This is a genomic window from Beijerinckiaceae bacterium (genome assembly GCA_004564215.1).
GTDB lineage: Bacteria > Pseudomonadota > Alphaproteobacteria > Rhizobiales > Beijerinckiaceae > Methylocapsa.
Genome location: CP024846.1, coordinates 214,539 through 232,482, shown reverse-complemented (window position 1 = coordinate 232,482; position 17,944 = coordinate 214,539). Strand labels below are relative to the sequence as shown.

The 17,944-nt window shown below is 58.6% G+C and carries 15 protein-coding genes and 1 pseudogene; 10 read left to right on the top strand and 6 right to left on the bottom strand.

The window, feature by feature from the left end; genetic code table 11:
- Nucleotide 1 precedes the first annotated feature (1 nt).
- The 8 genes from CU048_00990 to CU048_00955 all read left to right on the top strand — a co-directional run bounded on the left by CU048_00990 (nucleotide 2) and on the right by CU048_00955 (nucleotide 7,153).
- A complete protein-coding gene (locus tag CU048_00990) occupies nucleotides 2–1,147 on the top strand; it encodes a hydrogenase formation protein HypD (GenBank protein ID QBR72555.1) in 1,146 nt (381 codons plus the stop codon).
- A complete protein-coding gene (gene hypE / locus CU048_00985; protein ID QBR70086.1) occupies nucleotides 1,144–2,211 on the top strand; it encodes a hydrogenase expression/formation protein HypE in 1,068 nt (355 codons plus the stop codon). The genes CU048_00990 and hypE overlap by 4 nt, the downstream gene beginning before the upstream one ends.
- A 10-nt stretch (nucleotides 2,212–2,221) precedes the next feature.
- On the top strand, nucleotides 2,222–2,560 hold the full coding sequence (locus CU048_00980) for a hydrogenase maturation nickel metallochaperone HypA (GenBank protein QBR70085.1): 339 nt from the start codon (nucleotides 2,222–2,224) through the stop codon (nucleotides 2,558–2,560).
- Nucleotides 2,560–3,471: a hydrogenase accessory protein HypB gene (hypB, locus tag CU048_00975; GenBank protein ID QBR70084.1), complete on the top strand. Its 912-nt coding sequence runs from the start codon at nucleotides 2,560–2,562 to the stop codon at nucleotides 3,469–3,471. The genes CU048_00980 and hypB overlap by 1 nt, the downstream gene beginning before the upstream one ends.
- Nucleotides 3,472–3,591: 120 nt before the next feature.
- The gene (locus tag CU048_00970; GenBank protein QBR70083.1) at nucleotides 3,592–4,647 is read left to right on the top strand and encodes a HoxN/HupN/NixA family nickel/cobalt transporter; all 1,056 of its coding nucleotides are present in this window, start codon (nucleotides 3,592–3,594) and stop codon (nucleotides 4,645–4,647) included.
- Between the two features lie 43 nt (nucleotides 4,648–4,690).
- On the top strand, nucleotides 4,691–4,987 hold the full coding sequence (locus CU048_00965) for a transcriptional regulator (protein QBR70082.1): 297 nt from the start codon (nucleotides 4,691–4,693) through the stop codon (nucleotides 4,985–4,987).
- Nucleotides 4,988–5,596: 609 nt separating this feature from the next.
- Nucleotides 5,597–5,845: a hypothetical protein gene (locus tag CU048_00960; protein ID QBR72554.1), complete on the top strand. Its 249-nt coding sequence runs from the start codon at nucleotides 5,597–5,599 to the stop codon at nucleotides 5,843–5,845.
- 225 nt (nucleotides 5,846–6,070) lie between these two features.
- Nucleotides 6,071–7,153, top strand: a complete 1,083-nt coding sequence (locus CU048_00955; GenBank protein ID QBR72553.1) for a hypothetical protein — start codon at nucleotides 6,071–6,073, stop codon at nucleotides 7,151–7,153.
- Nucleotides 7,154–7,158: 5 nt separating this feature from the next.
- Here CU048_00955 and CU048_00950 read toward each other — a convergent pair whose 3' ends face one another.
- Nucleotides 7,159–7,893, bottom strand: a complete 735-nt coding sequence (locus CU048_00950) for a molybdenum-dependent transcriptional regulator (protein QBR70081.1) — start codon at nucleotides 7,891–7,893, stop codon at nucleotides 7,159–7,161.
- A gap of 345 nt (nucleotides 7,894–8,238) precedes the next feature.
- Between CU048_00950 and CU048_00945 the strand changes: the two genes are divergently transcribed.
- Nucleotides 8,239–9,168 carry an acetoin utilization protein gene (locus CU048_00945; protein ID QBR72552.1) on the top strand — a complete coding sequence of 310 codons (930 nt, stop codon included), beginning with the start codon at nucleotides 8,239–8,241 and terminating at the stop codon, nucleotides 9,166–9,168.
- 36 nt (nucleotides 9,169–9,204) lie between these two features.
- Here CU048_00945 and ribB read toward each other — a convergent pair whose 3' ends face one another.
- The 5 genes and pseudogenes from ribB to CU048_00920 all read right to left on the bottom strand — a co-directional run bounded on the left by ribB (nucleotide 9,205) and on the right by CU048_00920 (nucleotide 15,033).
- The gene (gene ribB, locus CU048_00940; GenBank protein QBR70080.1) at nucleotides 9,205–10,494 is read right to left on the bottom strand and encodes a 3,4-dihydroxy-2-butanone-4-phosphate synthase; all 1,290 of its coding nucleotides are present in this window, start codon (nucleotides 10,492–10,494) and stop codon (nucleotides 9,205–9,207) included.
- Nucleotides 10,495–10,589: 95 nt separating this feature from the next.
- Nucleotides 10,590–11,670: pseudogene (locus tag CU048_00935) on the bottom strand (nitronate monooxygenase).
- 752 nt (nucleotides 11,671–12,422) lie between these two features.
- Nucleotides 12,423–13,556 (bottom strand): chorismate synthase, encoded by a 1,134-nt coding sequence (locus CU048_00930; GenBank protein QBR70079.1) that lies wholly within the window; start codon nucleotides 13,554–13,556, stop codon nucleotides 12,423–12,425.
- Between the two features lie 46 nt (nucleotides 13,557–13,602).
- The gene (locus CU048_00925; GenBank protein ID QBR70078.1) at nucleotides 13,603–14,079 is read right to left on the bottom strand and encodes an SsrA-binding protein; all 477 of its coding nucleotides are present in this window, start codon (nucleotides 14,077–14,079) and stop codon (nucleotides 13,603–13,605) included.
- Between the two features lie 60 nt (nucleotides 14,080–14,139).
- Nucleotides 14,140–15,033: a 4-hydroxy-tetrahydrodipicolinate synthase gene (locus CU048_00920; protein ID QBR70077.1), complete on the bottom strand. Its 894-nt coding sequence runs from the start codon at nucleotides 15,031–15,033 to the stop codon at nucleotides 14,140–14,142.
- A 327-nt stretch (nucleotides 15,034–15,360) separates the two neighbouring features.
- On the opposite strand from CU048_00920, the gene CU048_00915 reads away from it, so the two are divergent.
- Entirely contained in the window at nucleotides 15,361–17,502 is a 2,142-nt protein-coding gene (locus CU048_00915) for a lytic transglycosylase (protein ID QBR72551.1), read from the top strand.
- Nucleotides 17,503–17,944: the final 442 nt, after the last annotated feature.

Genomic DNA, 17,944 nt, shown 5'->3' with positions numbered 1-17,944 from the left:
CATGAAATATGTCGATGAATTCCGCGATCATGGGAAGGCTCGGATTCTGGTCAACGAAATCGAAAGCCTCGTCAGAGCCATGAACCTGACCGCCGAGCGGCCGATTCATATCATGGAGGTTTGCGGCGGTCATACCCATTCGATCTTTCGCTACGGCATAGAGGGCATGTTGCCCAAGGAGATCGAGTTGGTGCACGGCCCCGGATGCCCGGTGTGCGTGTTGCCGATGGGACGGGTCGACGATTGCGTTGCCATCGCCGAGCGACCTGAGGTGATCTTCGCGACATTCGGCGACGCGATGCGCGTTCCGGGCTCCCAAAAAAGCCTACTGCAAGCGAAGGCCGAGGGTGCCGACGTCCGCATGGTCTATTCGCCGATGGATGCGCTGGCGCTGGCACGAAACAATCCGACGCGGGAAGTCGTCTTTTTCGGCATCGGTTTTGAGACGACAATGCCTTCGACCGCACTAACGATCCTACAGGCGGAACGCGAGGGGATCCAAAACTTTTCCGTATTCTGCAATCACATCACCATCGTGCCGACGATCAAGGCCATTCTCGACAGCCCGGATCTACAACTTGCCGGGTTTCTTGGTCCTGGCCATGTCTCCATGGTGATTGGCACCGAGCCCTTTGCATTTATTTCAAAATATTATCGCAAGCCCATGGTCATCGCCGGCTTCGAACCACTCGATATTCTGCAATCGATCTGGATGGTACTGAAACAAATCCAGGAAGGCCGGTGCGAAATTGAAAATCAATATGAGCGTGTCGTGCCGGAAGCCGGAAACGGCCCTGCGCTCGCGGCCGTTTCACGAGTCTATGAGCTGCGCGCCTTCTTCGAATGGCGAGGGCTCGGATCGATCGACCATTCTGGAGTGACCCTCCGAGACGCCTATGCGCGCTTCGATGCCGAACGGCGGTTCGCAATCCCCAATGCAAAGATCGCGGATCCCAAATCCTGCCAGTGCGGCGAGGTTTTGAAAGGGGTCATCAAGCCCTGGCAGTGCAAAGTCTTCGGATCGGCCTGCACACCAGAGGCCCCGCTTGGGGCCCTCATGGTCTCCTCCGAAGGCGCTTGCGCCGCTTATTTCCAATATGGAGGCATCAAACAAGCAACCGCAAAGAAAGCGGGGGTCGCCGCATGAATATGCTCTCCTTGCCTCGTGCGCGACCGCTTGGCAAAGTGCACGTTCCGACCGTGACCCTTGCCCATGGCGGCGGCGGTAAGGCCATGAAGGATCTGATCGACGATGTTTTCGTTTCGGCCTTCGACAATCCTGCATTGGCCCCGCTGGAGGATCAGGCCCGCCTCGATCTCGCAGCCCTCGCCTCGCACGGCGACAGGCTTGCCTTCACGACGGATTCCTTCGTTGTCGATCCGCTGTGCTTTCCCGGCGGCGACATTGGCAAACTCGCGATTTGCGGCACGATCAACGACCTGGCTGTCGGAGGGGCATTGCCCCTTTACATGGCCTGCGCCGTCATCGTTGAAGAAGGGGTAGCCATCGATCTCATCCGTCAGATCGCTCTCTCCATGGCGAAGACCGCACGTGATGCAGGCGTTCAGATCGTGACCGGAGACACCAAAGTCGTCCAAAAGGGTGCGTGCGACAAGCTTTTCATCACGACGACAGGGGTGGGTGTGATCCGCCAAGGCCTTGAGCTCGGCGCGCATCTCGCTCAGCCGGGTGACATTGTGCTGGTGAATGGGCTCCTGGGCGACCATGGTGCCGCTATCCTCACGGCGCGCGGCGACATGGCCCTCGATGCGGCGATTGAGAGCGACTGCGCCGCCCTGCACGACCTCGTTGATCGATTGCTGGTCGCGGCCCCCGGGGTTCGCTGCCTTCGCGATGCCACGCGCGGCGGATTAGCCACCGTCCTTAACGAGATTGCGCATGCCTCTGGGGTTGCGATCGAAATCGAAGAGTCGAGGACACCGATCCGCGAGGATGTCCGGGGCTTTTGCGAAATATTGGGTCTCGATCCGCTCTATCTCGCCAATGAAGGGAAAATTGCCGCGATCGTACCGGCGGCGGAGGCCGATCGCGCGCTCGCCGCGATGCGCGCGCATCCGCTCGGGTCCGCTGCGAGTGCGATCGGACGGGTCTGCCAAGGAGAGGCAGGCCGGGTCACCATGCGCACGGCGTTTGGTGGCCGACGCATCGTCGATATGTTGGTCGGCGAACAATTGCCGCGCATCTGTTGAGTGGATCATCATGCATGAACTGGCCATCACATCCAATCTGGTTGAGCTCGTGAGCAACGCGGCGGGAAACAGACGGGTCAAACGGGTCACGCTGGAGGTCGGGGCGCTGTCGGGTGTTATGACAGAGGCAATTGCCTTTTGCTTCGACATGGTGGTCGAAGGAACGATGCTTGAGGGTGCGACCCTCGACATCCGGATGATAGAAGGGCGTGCCCGCTGCTTGGAATGTGGCGCAGAATTCACCACGCCAACGCTTTACGCTGCGTGTGAATGCGGCGCGCTGCGCTTTCAGCGCCTTCAGGGCGAAGAACTGAAGATCAAGAGCATGGAACTTGAGGAGGCTGCCTGATGTGTGCGACCTGCGGATGCGAAACCGAGATGACGGCGACGATCCACAATCTTCAAACCGGCGTCTCATCCTCAATTATGCGCGACCCGCCGCCGCATCGCCATGAGGACGGCCACGAGCACGATCATCAGCATCCCCATACGCACGGCGATGTTGCCGGTCGGGATAAGACCCACGATCATGGTCACGTTCATGAGGGGCCTCACCACCATACCGAGGACCATGACCGAAATCGTCCGGGCACCGAAGTCAACCTCGATCTGCGCATTCTGGCAAAGAACGATGCCTTGGCTGCCAAAAACCGCGCGTGGTTTGCCGGTCGGGAGATTTTGGTCCTCAATCTCGTGAGCGCGCCGGGCGCGGGGAAAACGACTCTGCTCGAACGAACAATTCGCGATCTTCGCGACGAGCTGCGCCTATCCGTCATCGAGGGGGATCAAGCAACCTCGAGCGATGGTGAGCGCATTTTGGCGGCAGGTGCTCCCGTCGTCCAGGTCAACACAGGCGCCGGCTGTCACCTCGAGGCGGACATGGTCGCTCGCGGAATAGCCGAACTAAAACCCACAACCGGCGCCGTCATCCTGATCGAGAATGTTGGCAATCTGGTCTGCCCGGCGCTGTTCGACCTTGGCGAGCGTGCCAAAGTCGTCATCCTGTCGGTGACCGAAGGTGAAGACAAACCGCTCAAATACCCGCACATGTTTCGAGCCGCGAAGGTCATGATTTTGAACAAGACGGACCTCCTGCCCCATCTTGATTTCGACGTCGCGCGGGTGATCGCGAACGCGAGGCAGGTCAATCCGGAGATTCTCGTTCTGCAGGTTTCTGCTCGCACGGGCGAAGGGCTCGATACCTGGTATGCTTGGCTCCGCCAGGAATCCGCAAGAGCGCGTGAGGAAGCGTTCAACTGAACGACAAGGGAGCAGAACTTTTTCGTCCTTCCGAACGTTGCAGATTTACTCTGGGCTTATGCCGGCGGCAGTGCGGGGGTTTATCAGACCTGCCTGAAGGAAGCGGCGAAGGGTTGGATCATGCTCCACTTTCTGCAACAGATCTTAAAGCCCGGACGCCGATCCTTGCTCGGCAAGATTGTCGCCATATATATCTTTCTCACCTGCGCGACCATGGCCGTTTGGGCTTGGGCCTTCGTCTCCTTTCATAATTTCCCTGTCCTCCTTGGGACCTCCTTGCTGGCCTTCAGCTTCGGCCTTAGGCACGCTGTCGACGTCGATCATATTGCCGCCATCGACAATGTCACCCGTAAGCTCATGCAGGAAGGCAAGACGCCAGTGACCGTCGGCCTCTTTTTCTCGGCTGGTCATTCGACGATCGTGGTCCTTGCGTCGGTGGCCGTCGCGGCGGGCGCAGCCGCCTTCAAGGATCGGTTCGAGGCATTCCATACGATGGGTGGGGTCGTCGGAACTCTTGTCTCGGCCAGCTTCCTATTGGTAATCGCGATCATCAACATCATCATCCTGGCGGATGTTTTCAGAGCGTTCCAGCATGTCAAGGCCGGTGGCCGCTATGCCGACGATGATCTGAACCTGTTGTTCGCGGGACAAGGGTTTCTGGTCCGGATTTTTCGACCGCTATTTCAAGTCATCGGCCAAAGCTGGCACATGTATCCGCTTGGGTTTCTGTTTGCCCTCGGTTTCGACACCGCCACGGAAATCGGCTTGCTGGGCATCTCGGCGGCGGAGGCGTCCAAGGGATTGCCGGTCTGGTCGATTCTGGTGTTTCCGGCGCTGTTCACAGTCGGCATGATGTTGATCGATACAAGCGATAGCATTCTCATGCTGGGTGCCTACGGCTGGGCATTTATCAAGCCTATCCGCAAGCTCTATTACAACATGACCATCACCTTCGTCTCGGTACTTGTGGCGTTGGCGGTCGGTGGGATTGAAGCGCTCGGCCTCATCGGCGGCAAGCTTGGTTTGGAGGGCTCTTTCTGGGAATTCATAGGCAGGCTGAACGACAATTTTGGAGTCATCGGATTCGTCATCATCGGCATTTTTGTCTTGGCTTGGATTGTCTCATTCCTGATCTATCGGGTTAAACGATACGACGAGTTAAAGGTGCATATTTGACCGCCGATCTCAAGAGCAAGGCAGAAACGAAAAGAAGGATGAAATGCCGGAATTGACTCCCGCTCAATGCCGGGCGGCGCGTGCGCTCCTCGGCTGGCCCGCGCAAAAGCTTGCGGAGAAAGCAAGGCTTGAACCTTCAACGATCGCCGAATTTGAAAGCGGCCTGCCCCATGCCGGAGCCATGATTCACGCGCTTCGGTCCGCACTTGAACGAGCCGGCGTCGAGTTCATTCCTGAAAACGGCGGCGGCGCCGGCGTGCGGCTACGAAACGCCGGGGCGATGGGCGACCCGGCCGCAGCTATCAAGGTCGAAGATCTGACCAGCGAAAACGACGAGTAGTGGTGCCGTTCAAGCGTGCTTCAACGCGCACGCAACCTGAGGAAGCGGGACAACTGTCCAGAAAAACGCCTTCTACCGAGCGATTTTTCCGGCAGAGCTGGATGGGCGTCCATGTTTTCATCCGTAGGGCGGTCGTACCACATGCCTGTGAAAGTGACGACCGTACCGCATTCGTCTGGCGCGGGTCTCACTCGCTCGACATCCAAGATTGACCTGAAAGCAACGACCTTACCCATTGATCTTGACTCCAAAATAATTTTTCGTCTTGCCAGCGAGAGATCAATCCGCGCCAAGACCGCGCCCAGCCGAGGCGCTAAGGTTTCTAATGTTACCGTTAAATGACATGGGTCAGGTCGCTCCGCATCCCCCAAATAAGCCACTTTTTATCCGTCCTGCTCAGTAAAGTGCGCAATGTTACGGGGGCTAATCCGCAGCCGGGCTTGAGCCGCCCAAGCGGCTGTCACGCTTGCTTCGATATCGGGGCAAATCGCCAATCCTTGCGCTCGCGCCCAGGAAAGAACGCGAGTTCTTCTCACTTTTTTCACGAATGAGGGCGATGAATCGGCTCCGCATGGCATCCTCGGATGGCTGCGTTCTGGAGGGATGAATATGAACAAAACGCTTGCAGTCTTGGTTGCAATCGCCGGCATATCTTGTGCGACGGTCTCGGCGCAGGCGCAGGAAAGGCTGGGAGACGGAGCTCTGGGGGCGCTCGCCGGCGCCGTGGTCGCCGGCCCGGTTGGCTTGGTCGCAGGCGGCATCGTGGGCTATACGGCCGGACCGTCCATTGCGTCGAGTTGGGGCATGCGAGGCCACAGACACTATCATCGCGCGCATTACCGTAGACACGTCAGGTAAATCGACGCGGCCGCCCAAGAACCTCCTCAGCCGTCGCCCTGGTGTCCGGCCGCACAAACACGCGTCCTTGCCATGATAGAGCTGTTGACGACGCGCTAGAGTGGGATGAGGAAAAATGGAAGCCGGTTTTCCGCCCGCATCCCGCTCTAAGCTTTTGGAATCGATCACGATGATTTTGGATTGAGGCAATCCAAAATCATCGTGATCTGGGAGGCGAGAGGTCGGATGCCGCATAGTTTTTCGGAAGAGGATCTCGCCGCCGCCCGCGATGCCGGCGTCTTGAACGACAGTGACTACAATCAGCTTTGCGTTTTCTTGCAAACACGCGCCCGAAGCCTGACGGCGGAAGACCTTCCTGTTGCTGACCAGGCAACGGCGGTTCGCTTCGATCTCACCCATGTTCTTTGGTACGCCGGCGCCCTCATCATCATGTCGGCGATGGGGCTATTTACGACCGAGGCCTTCAATCGCATGGGCGGGTCGGCCCTGACCGCCACCGCAATCATTTATGCCGTTATTTTTGTCCTGTTGGGCAGCTATCTCTGGCGAAAGGGATTGCGCACGCCGGGCGGCCTTGCCATCGCCGTCGCCGTCGCGATGACACCGATGGCCGTTTACGGCATTCAGGACTATCTGCAACTGTGGAACGACGCGTTGCCGAGGCCAGGAGAATACAAGGATTTCTTTCCTTATATCAACGGAAGCTGGCTCTATATGGAGCTCGCGACAATTATTGCCGCGGTCTTAGCGCTTGTCTTCTATCCCTTCCCTTTCATCACCATGGTGGCCGCCGTCGCAGTGTGGTTCATGTCGATGGACCTCGCGGCGTTTTTTTCGCACACGGATCCCTCCGACTTCGAACTTCGACGTCACGTCACCTTGTGGTTTGGACTGGCTGTGATGGCTCTCGCTTGGCTCATCGATCTCGTTTGGCGCGAGCGGCGCTTCGGGTTTTGGTTGCATCTCGCCGGCGCCTCAGCCTTCTGGGGCAGCCTGACCATGAATGAATCGACGAGCGAGTGGCTGGCATTCTTATATTGCCTGATCAATATCGGCTTGGTTTTCCTGAGCGTCTATCTCAACCGTCGCATCTACGCGGTTTTCGGAGCGATCGGCATCTCGATCTATCTGGGCCATCTGGCCTCCACCATCTTCGAGGACAGTCTGTTGTTCTCGTTCGCCTTGTCGGGGATCGGTCTCCTGACCATCGGCCTTGGAATCCTATTTCATAAAAAGCAGGATGCCATCGGCGATTGGATCGACACTAGGCTGCCAAAAGCCCTGCGGATTTTACGTCCTGCCGCGTGAGGCACTCAATCACTTGCCAAGAAAACATGGGACGTCTTGAAGATCGCGAGAACTTGCGCACCGGGCATAGCCGCGACATCGTCCGCGCCCTCGCGCGTGATGACCGAAACGATGGTCTTGCCACCCCCTAAATCAATGGTAATTTCGCTATTCACTTCATCATCGACGCGACTGACGACCGTACCCGCCAGTCGATTGCGCGCGGAAATATGCGGTGTCTCGTTGGGCGCCAGCATAACCGACGATGCATTGACCATTGCAACACAGGATCGACCGGGCGAGAGACCAAGCTCCTGGACGGCCGTATTGGTCACAACGGAGGTCAAGACGGAGCCCGGCGAAATTTCGAGCTTCACTTCGACATCCACCGGCGCCGGCAGGATTTCCACAATTTTGCAATGAAACGCGTTGCGGACGCTAAGCTTGACGCCGAGCCCCCAAAACAAAAGGTCCTGTTCTTTCTCCAGACCTTCCTCGGCGATGGCGGTTGAAATTCGGCCGAGCTTTTCCTCGAGACGGCGGAAGGCCGCTATGAGTCGCCGGCCCTCGTCTGTGACTTCGGCGCCGCCGCCGCGCGAACCGCCCGTCCGCGTAATGAAAGCCGGGCGAGGCAGAAGATTGTTGATTGCATTGACGGCATCCCAAGCGGTTTTGTAACTGAACCCGGCCATCTCGGCCGCCTTGGTGATGCTTTTGTGTTCAATCACTGCTTCCAAAAGGGCGACACGCTCGCGTCCCATCAAAAGTCGTCCGCCTGCGCGCCATGCCAGCAAACTATCGACGCCTTCCGGTATACTACGTACCAATTTCCGCCCCCAGCATTCTTGTTTTTGTTTTAGTATAACTGACACGGCGTGTGAGACCAACTGTCGCAGATCCGAACGAACGGCACACAGCTTTGGTTCGGTCTTAATCTTGGCTTTTTTGAATAGCGGCTGACTCTTTGCGTTTGTTGCGCAGCAGCAAGAAGATTGGACAGACAGATCGCAACGCCATAAGTGATATCGCGACGGGCATCAGGCATTTTGAGTTGACTCTTTAAATTTATGCCTGTCTCGGCGACAAACATCGCGAGTTCCTTCATTGTGACCACGCTTTTTGTAAGCCATTCCTCCAGTCTCGATCACGATACCGGGCCGCATCATCCAGAACGCCCCGATCGTATCCGCGCGATCGATGAGATCCTCGGGCAGCAACGCTTTTCGATGCTGCGTCGAGCCTCCGCGCCTGGCAATGATCGTGCCGCGATTTTACGGGTTCATCCCAAGAATTATGCCGATGCGATCGAGGCCGCGACGCCCGCGGGCGGGCGGGTCCATCTTGATGCCGATACGGTTATGAGTGAGAAAAGCTTTCAAGCGATAACGCATTGCGTCGGGGGCGTAACGGCAGCCGTCGACGAGGTGATGCGAGGAACCGCGTCAAATGCGTTTGTCGCGATGCGTCCCCCCGGCCATCATGCCGAAACCACCCAACCGATGGGATTTTGCTTTTTCAACACTGCGGCCATCGCAGCCCGCCATGCGCAGGCCGTGCACGGTGCGGAGAGGGTCGCGATCCTCGATTTCGACGTCCATCATGGCAATGGCACGCAGGAAATTTTCTGGTCCGACTCGACGGTCCTCTATGCTTCGACTCATCAAATGCCACTATTTCCTGGCACCGGTGCTCTAGGGCAGTGCGGAGATCATGATAATATCGTCAATGCGCCCTTATCGGCGGGGGCCGATGGGGTGATGTTCCGCGAGGCAATGGAGTCGCGCTTGTTGCCTCGCATCGAGGCATTTTGTCCGGATTTGATCGTCATCTCGGCCGGGTTCGATGCGCATCGCCGCGATCCTCTCGGCGGTCTTTATTTGGTTGAAGCCGATTTCGCCTATGCAACGGAACGAATGATGGAAATTGCCGCGCGGCATGCCCGCGGCCGTATCGTCTCGGTGTTGGAAGGCGGCTACGATCTCGAAGGGCTGGCCCTGTCAGTCTCAGCCCATGTCACGGCGCTTGCCGGGGCCTAACGCAATCTCATCGCGCACGGTTCAGATGATGGCCCCTTAATCCAGCCCTTCGCTTGACGAGATTTCAATACCAAAACCTGACAGGCCGACATAGGTCATCGGTGTCGAGGTCCGCAGACGGATCGACGAGATTCCGAGGTCCCGCAAGATCTGCGCGCCAAGTCCGATTTCGCGCCATTCCTTTGTGCGCAGGGTTTCGGAATCCGGCGACTGTATTCCGGGTGAATTGACCGGCACCCCCGCCGTGCCATCGCGCAAAAAGATGAAAACGCCGCGCCCACATTTCTTAAACGCCGCAAAGGTTTTTTGGATATTCTCGCCGCCCGCGATGACGTCGGCGATGATGTCGATACGGTGCAGCCGGGTGGGAATGTCGCGGCCATCGCCGATATCGCCTTGCACGAAGGCGAAATGCTGCACCTGATCATAGGGCGTGACATAGGCATAGCCGGTCAAGGGACCGCTCGTGCCCATGACTTGGAAGGTATTCACCCGCTCGACAATTTTTTCCCTCGCCTGACGATAGGCGATCAGATCGGCGACCGAAATCCATTTGAGACCGTGTTTCGAGGCAAACGCCTCGATTTGCCCGCCGACCATGACCGTTCCGTCGTCATTGGCAAGCTCGCAGATCACGCCGACAGGAGGCAGGCCCGCGAGACGGCAGAGATCGACTGCGGCCTCGGTGTGACCCGAGCGCATAAGCACCCCGCCCTCTTTCGCGATGAGCGGGAACACATGGCCTGGCCGCACGAAATCGGCAGCCCCCATATTGCTGTTGGCCAGGGCCCGCACCGTATTGCCGCGCTGCTCGGCGGAAATCCCCGTGGTCAGGCCGTGCCGCACGTCAACTGAAACCGTGAAAGCAGTCCCGTGCGGGGCATCATTGGCCGCCACCATCGGCTGAAGATTCAATCGCCTTGCGTCCGCCACCGTCACCGGCGCACAGACGATGCCGCAGCAATTGCGGATTATGAAGGCCATTTTTTCCGGCGTGCAAAGCGAGGCCGCGCAGATCAGATCGCCTTCATTCTCGCGATCGTCGTCGTCGGTGACGACAACGATTTCACCCCGCGCGACCGCTTCGATCGCCTCGGTGACCGTATTGGGCATTGAGGCAACCTCCTTATTGATCCCTGATTCGAGAAAGTCGTTCGGCGTCACCGCGCCGCGCGTCTCGCGCAAAATGAGCTGCGCCGTCTCGCGCGAAACCCACGCCGAATCCTGGTTACAGATTTGCGAAATCGAGCCTTTCGACAGCCCGGTCCGCCGAGCAAAATCGGCCCGGCTGATATTCTTAAGTTTAAGCCAATCGTCGAGCTTCACGGCAGAGACAGGCCCAGAGTGTTTATTGCTATTTAACTAGCTTCACCACCATTGTTTGGCAATGCCAAACTGATCCTAGAAGCGAGGGTACGACCCTAAGTTATTAAGTCCATTGCCTCATTCCAGATCCGACGCACGAAATCCCCAGCGGGTTCGGTCCGCGCCATCGCCGCGGATTGCCCTGCCCAGGCCTGCAGCCGGTCCTTGTCGTTTACCTTCTGCGCCTGCTCCCGCATCGCCTGGGTCAGGCCACGCTGGACCGGGTATGGCGCCGGTGGCGTATCGAGTTTGGCAACTGCCCTAAGATAGGCGGTGTCAATCGCCCGTCCAAGCCGCCCGCTGAAGGCGCGGGTCAACACTGTGGATTCCGGCTCCAATTCCGCAAGCGCCTGGGCCCATGCCGGATTGATGTTGGAGTCCTGGCAACGTAGAAACGCAGTGCCGATCTGAACCGCCGACGCGCCAAGAGTCAGGGCCGCCGCGATGCCGCGCCCATCGCCAATGCCTCCAGCCGCTATGATCGGAATGGCGAGCTTGTCGGCGAGGCGTGGGAGCAAGGCGAAGAGACCAACACTTTGCCGCTCGGCGAGCGCCGCATCGAAGGCTCCGCGATGGCCACCCGCTTCGATGCCCTGCGCGACAATCGCGTCCGCGCCGGCTTCCTGTGCGGCAAGAGCCTCGGAGAGGGTTGTCGCGCAGGCAAACCACCCAATCCCTTTCGCCTTGAACGCGGTCACAAATTCGGGCGGAAAAATCCCCATGATCGACGACACGATTTTGGGCCGCGCCTCCAGCAGGGCCACGCATTGCTGGGAGAAATCGGGCGGCCTCGCATCGCCGGCCTCCGGCGGGACCTCCGGGCCCCAGTTGGCAAGGAAACGCCGGATTTTTTCCTCATTGTCCGCATTCCGCACAGGCGGCGGATCGGGAATCCACAAATTGATCTGGAAGGGCCCGCTGCTCTGGCCGGAACTCTTCGGACCATGCCAGAATAGCTTCCGGCGCCGTCAACACGGCGCCCATCGCGCCCATTCCGCCGGCATTGGCAACCGCCACGCTCAAAGCCACCGGACACGCGCCGGCCATCGGAGCGAGTAGGACCGGAACATCGAGGCCATAGCGCGCGCAAAATTCTTTTGCGCGAACGCGAGCAGGCTCCCTATCTTTCACGGTCATGGAGCGTATTTGTATCAGAACTTTAAAGGTAATGCAGGGCCGTTCGACGCGAGGTTAGTTTATTTCCACACGCCGAAGGGCTTCATGCGGAGCGCCAAGTTTTTGCGAACCAAGAGAGGCGCTCGCCTAAAACATGCTCCACATGGGGAGCGGTGCAATGCGACGCGATTATTTACTATCGCCGCCGCACTCCTTTTTACACATCTTTAAATCGTAATCACACATTTCTTCCGAGCCTTGAGCATTAAGGCATTTGGTTTCTTCAGCCTTGCATTTTTCAGTACAGGCTGCGGGGTCCGGATTTGTTTGTGCGTAAGCGCCTCCAACACCATTGAACCCGCCTAACATCAAAATCGCTGCTGCGATTTTCAAGCGGTGACCTGAAAGCAGACGGACAGACCGCGAGCTGGCCCCCTCGGAGCTGATCGGTAGCATGGCATACCCTCCCTATCTGGCGTTTATCCGAAGCCGCGCGCGTGACGCTTCGCGCCCGGCGTTTGGCTCAGTCGAGCCTTTGGCACGAGGCCACCTTGCCTCGGTACCACCTAAAAATTTGGCATTGCCATGACATTTGAGCAACTGTTTTATCAATGCAGCAGGACAAGCCAACGAATTTCGCGTCCGAAATGCCGGGGTTGGACCAGCCGCTGAACGTCGATGGAAGCGGTTTTCCAATCCGCGCTTCACATCACCGCGGCGTTTCGGCCGTCAATCGGCGCTCCGGCGGCCACTGCCTGGCGGTGACATGCCGGTCATTCATGTCCAAAGGGCCAGGTCGTAGGGCGATCGGTGCCCCCTCCCCCGATTTGAGCGCGGTGCCGCAAAAATTGGTCGGCGAGCACGCAAGCGACCATGGCTTCGCCAACCGGAACAGCGCGTATCCCCACACAGGGATCATGACGGCCCTTGGTGATAATCTCGGTCTCGGAGCCGAAACGATCGATGGTTCGGCGCGGCTGCAGGATCGAAGACGTCGGCTTCACCGCGAAACGCGCGACGACGGGCTGACCGGTGGAGATCCCGCCGAGGATCCCGCCCGCGTGGTTCGACAAGAACAGCGGCGCGCCATCATTGCCAAGACGTATTTCGTCGGCATTGGCTTCGCCCGAAAGTTCGGCGGCGGCGAATCCCGCGCCGATTTCGACGCCTTTGACCGCATTGATCGACATCAAAGCGCTGGCGAGTTCGGCGTCGAGCTTGCCGTAAATCGGCGCCCCCCAGCCGGGCGGCACATTCTCCGCTACGATCTCGATCACCGCGCCGATGGAAGACCCCGCCTTACGAATGGAATCGAGATAGGTTTCGAAACGCTCCGCCGCCTTGGCATCGGGGCAGAAGAAGGGATTGCGGGAGCATTCTTCCCAGTCCCAATTGGCGCGATCGATCTTGTATGGACCGATCTGCACAAGGGCACCGCGGATCAACACGCGGTGGATGATCTTGCGTGCGATCGCGCCCGCCGCGACCCGCATGGCGGTCTCCCGCGCTGAGGAACGGCCACCCCCGCGATGATCCCTAATTCCATATTTGAGGTCGTAGGTGAAATCGGCGTGGCCAGGCCGATAGGTGTCCTTGATGTCATTGTAGTCTTTGGAGCGCTGGTCGGTGTTCTCGATCAAAAGCGCGATGGGCGTTCCCGTCGTCACTTGGCCGGTGCTTGGTTCGCCCTGAAAAACACCGGACAGGATTTTGACCCGATCCGCCTCCTGGCGTTGCGTCGTGAACCGAGTCAGGCCGGGACGGCGCTTTTCCAGAAAGGATTGGATCTCGTGCTCTTCAAGCGGGATCAAAGGCGGACAGCCATCGACCACACAGCCGATTGAGGGACCATGGCTTTCGCCAAAAGTCGTCACGCGAAACAGATGGCCGAAGGTATTGTGGGACATGGGACGCCAAGCAGATTGAGAGATGAAAACTTGCAGTCGGCTTGCCTCAGCCTTTTTCTCGTAAAAGCCGCCCCTTTTCGCGAGACCAATCGCGCTTTTTCTCCGTCTCGCGCTTATCGTGCAATTGCTTGCCGCGCGCGAGCGCGATCTCTAACTTCGCCCTGCCCTTTTCGTTGAAATAGATTTTCAGCGGCACGATCGTCATCCCCTGGCGTTCGGTCCCTTGCGCAAGTTTGGCGATCTCGCGCGTTTTCAAGAGCAGCTTGCGCGGCCGTTTCGGCTCATGATTGAAGCGATTGGCCTGCAAATATTCTGGAATATTGGCGTTGATGAGATAAACTTCTCCGGCCCTATCGACGCTGGCATAGCTTTCCGCGATGGTTGCCTTTCCGGTGCGCAAGGATTTTACCTCGGTGCCCGTCAGCATCAGGCCGGCCTCGAAAATTTCGCCGATTTCATAATCGTAACGCGCCCGCCGATTTTCCGCGGCGATCTTGCGCGGACGCTCTGGCTTGACGGTCACTGCAAAACACTCCGGGGATCTCGGTTTAGTATAGCTTCACAGCGCAAACCTGCGGTCACCTTAGCCATGGGTAAGGCCCGCGTGCACCATCGCCGCTTTGATTGCGGCGCGCGCCTTTTCCGAGGCCGGCAGCATGGGAAGGCGCACTTCTTCGCCAATCTTTTTCAGCACCGACAGTGCGAATTTCGGGCCCGCCGGATTTGGATCGACGAACAAAGCGGCATGCAGCGGCGTCAATCGATCATGGAGCTTCAAGGCTGTCCCATAGTCGCCGGCAAGACAGGCTTCTTGCATCTGCGCGCATTGCTGGGGGGCGACATTCGAGGTCACCGAAATGCAGCCATCGCCGCCATGTGCCATCACCGCCAGAGCGGTCATGTCCTCGCCCGAAAGCTGGATGAAGTCCGGGCCCAAGGCATGGCGCTGCAGCGCCGTCCGGGCCAGATTGCCGGTGGCATCCTTGACGCCCACGATGTTCTTCAATTCGTAAAGGCGCTGCATCGTCTCGATCGACATGTCGACGACCGAACGCGGCGGAATATTGTAAATGATGATCGGTATGCCCACGGCATCGTTGACAGCCTTGAAATGCTGAAACAGACCCTCCTGGGACGGCTTGTTGTAATAGGGCGTAACGACCAGCAGACCGTCGGCGCCGTCAGCTTCGGCAAAACACGCAAGTTCGATTGCCTCTTGCGTATTGTTGGAGCCGGCACCGGCAACCACCGGCACCCGCCCCTTGGCTTCGCTGATACAGGCCGCGACAACCCTGCGGTGCTCGTCATGCGACAAAGTGGGACTTTCCCCGGTCGTTCCAACCGGGACCAGGCCGTGCGTGCCGCTGACGATCTGCCAATCGACCAGGGCTCGGAACCCACCCTCGTCGAAGCGACCTTCTCGAAATGGCGTGACAAGCGCGGTGAGAGAGCCCTTGAAAGCCGCCTTTTTTGCCATTGCCCCGCTTACCTTTCCGCTAAGCTGCCCCAGTGACGCCGTAATTTACGGGCCAACTCCCAATTACAAACATGAATGCGCCCGAAATGACGATCCAAGGGCACATCGCCAGAGATAGACGCTGAAGCCGCTTCCGGAAAGGGTTCTTTCAAAAGACCCAACCGGTCTGTGAGACCGGCCAGCAATAAGCCAGATCGCCGGCTTCTTCGTGCCAAACGGGGTTTTATTTCGCTTTTGTTAACGAAGAATCCATCAGGCTTATCCGTTTTCCGGTCGCTTTGTAGGATTGGATGAACCATGCTCGCAAGGCAATTCCTTTTCTGGCGCATGCCGGGAATAGGCGTCATGGCCTGCTGTGCGCTCGCTGCTGGCTGGGTCGCAGGCGAGCGATCGCGTCACGTTCAAGCTCGATTCGAAGTTGCGGCGCCGGCCTTGGTGCCATCGGAACCCGAACCTGACGCCCAAGACCCGGCCCCTCAGCAAGGCGCGGTTTCCATGGGAGGCCAGAACGCGCTTTCCCGCGCGGCGCCCCAACACGGACTTTTCTCCCCGAATTTGGTTTCGCCATCCGACCGCGACTTGACCGGATTCGCTGAGGCGATTGCTTTTTATAAGACCGGGCAACTTGCGCAAGGTGACGCGGCGGCGGCAACCGCGACCGACAAGACCGTCAAGACGGCACTGGAATGGATCGCGCTTCGCAATTTTCCGCGCGAGACCGGATTTGAGCGGTTGCAAGCTTTCATGCAGGCGCATCCGGCGTGGCCCGCCCTAGACTGGCTCAAGAAGCGTAGCGAGGAAGCGCTGTTAGGCGATCGCAAGAGCAATGCGCTCATCAAAAGCTATTTCAGCAGCGTCAATCCTGAAACGCCGGCAGGTAAGCTCGCCCTTGCCAGGGTGTTGAAAGACGATGGCCAAGCCGATGAGGCGGCCGTGCTGGCCCGCGCCGTATGGCGTGACGCCGATCTCAACCCGTGGCTCGAAGCGAGGTTGAAGGCCGATTTCGGTTCTTATTTACAGAAAGCCGACCATAAATATCGCGCCGACCGGTTGCTCTACAAGGAGCAAGTCGGGAGGGCTCTCGTAGCCGCCGCCCAGGCCGGACCCGATGTCGTGGCGCTCGCCAAGGCGCGTGCCGCGGCCATTAAAGACGCCGCCAGCGATAAGCTGATTGCCTCCGTTCCTTCGGCCCTTCGCTCCGATCCCGGTTTTACTTTTGCGCTGATCCATAAATTGCGTCACTCCGAAAAGATCAAGGCGGCGGCAGACCTGATGCTGGCTTCGCCGCGCGACCCTCTTCTCCTCATCGACGGCGATGAATGGTGGATCGAACGGCGCCTTCTGGCCCGCAAACTCCTCGACCAGAATGATGCCACCACCGCCTATCGGCTGTGCGCGGAACACTCCGCGAAGTCGCGCGAAATGCGCATCGAGGCGGAGTTTCACGCCGGTTGGATTGCGTTGCGCTTCCTTAACGATCCCGCGCGCGCGGCGGAACATTTTGCCGCCCTCACCAAACTCGCCGAGACCCCGATGTCGCTTGCGCGGGCCGCCTATTGGCAGGGCCGTGCCGCCGAGGCTTCATCCGCGTCCGACGCCCTCGTAACCGCAAACGCCTTCTATGAGAAGGCGGCGATTCACGCGGCAGCCTACTACGGACAACTCGCCCGCGCGAAACTAGGCCTAACGACCCTGCCGATCCGCACCATTGCAGATGAGGCCAAGGGGGACGAGCGCGAGGATTCGGTCAAGGTCGTTGCAATGCTGTTGGGCGCCGGGGAAAAGGAATTGGCGATTCCGCTTATCATCGAAGCGGCGCGCCATCTTGCCGATGAAACCCAAGTGGCCTCTCTTGCGAGCATCGTGGCCCAGCAGCGCGACGCTCACCTTTCACTGACGGTCGGCAAGATCACCAGCCAGAGGGGCATGGCGATCGATACGCTGGCCTTTCCGAACTATGGCGTGCCTGCGTTCGAGCCCCTGCAAAACTCCGCCGGGCCATCGATGATTTATTCGATCGCACGGCAGGAGAGCGCCTTCAATACGGCCGCGGTCTCCTCGGCGGGCGCCAAAGGTTTGATGCAGATGATTTTGTCGACAGCGAAACGGACCGCACAGCGCGCCGGTGTCGCCTTCGATGCAGATCGGCTTCTCAATGACGGCGCTTTCAACGCGCAACTCGCAGCCAGGCATCTTGGTGAACTCATGGCCGAGCAGCGCGGCTCCTATATTCTAACCTTCGCTGCCTATAATGCCGGCGGAAAACGGGTTAAGCAATGGATCGACGCCTATGGCGATCCGACCAAGCCCGGCGTTGATCCGATCGACTGGATCGAACGAATCCCCATTACCGAGACCCGCAACTACGTCCAGCGCGTGATGGAAAATCTCAGCGTCTATCGGGTCCGCTTTGGCGAGACGGGGCCGGTCTCGGCCGATGCCCTGCTGAAGGCGCAGGCCAAACTTTAGAGCATGTTCCGAAAAAATTGACCGACTTTTTCGATCAGAACATGCTTCAACTCGTTGAACTTGAGCGATTCTTTTTCGATCAGATGATTCCATCTGATCGGGAAGCGCTCTAGTGGCGGGCCTGCGGAGCCACCAAAATATACGGGTCAGCTGTCCGTCCAGTTGACCCAACGGCTTAACGGCTGTGATCGCGTTCCCACCCCCTCATAGCCAAGCGAACAGTTCCGTTTCACCCACGGCTCACGCATGACTTCCCTGATCTGGCGTCGAAGCCAAATCCTTGTACCGCTCCCCCCTGCATCGCTGCCCCACCAACGGCTTCCATTTAAGGTCCGGCTGTTTAAATTGTTGATGAGCGTAGTAGACAGTGCAGTTTTCAGATGATTGTCTGTAACTTATCGCTGCTTTCCGCCGCGCCATTTGTCGAGCGGAGCGTTGGACG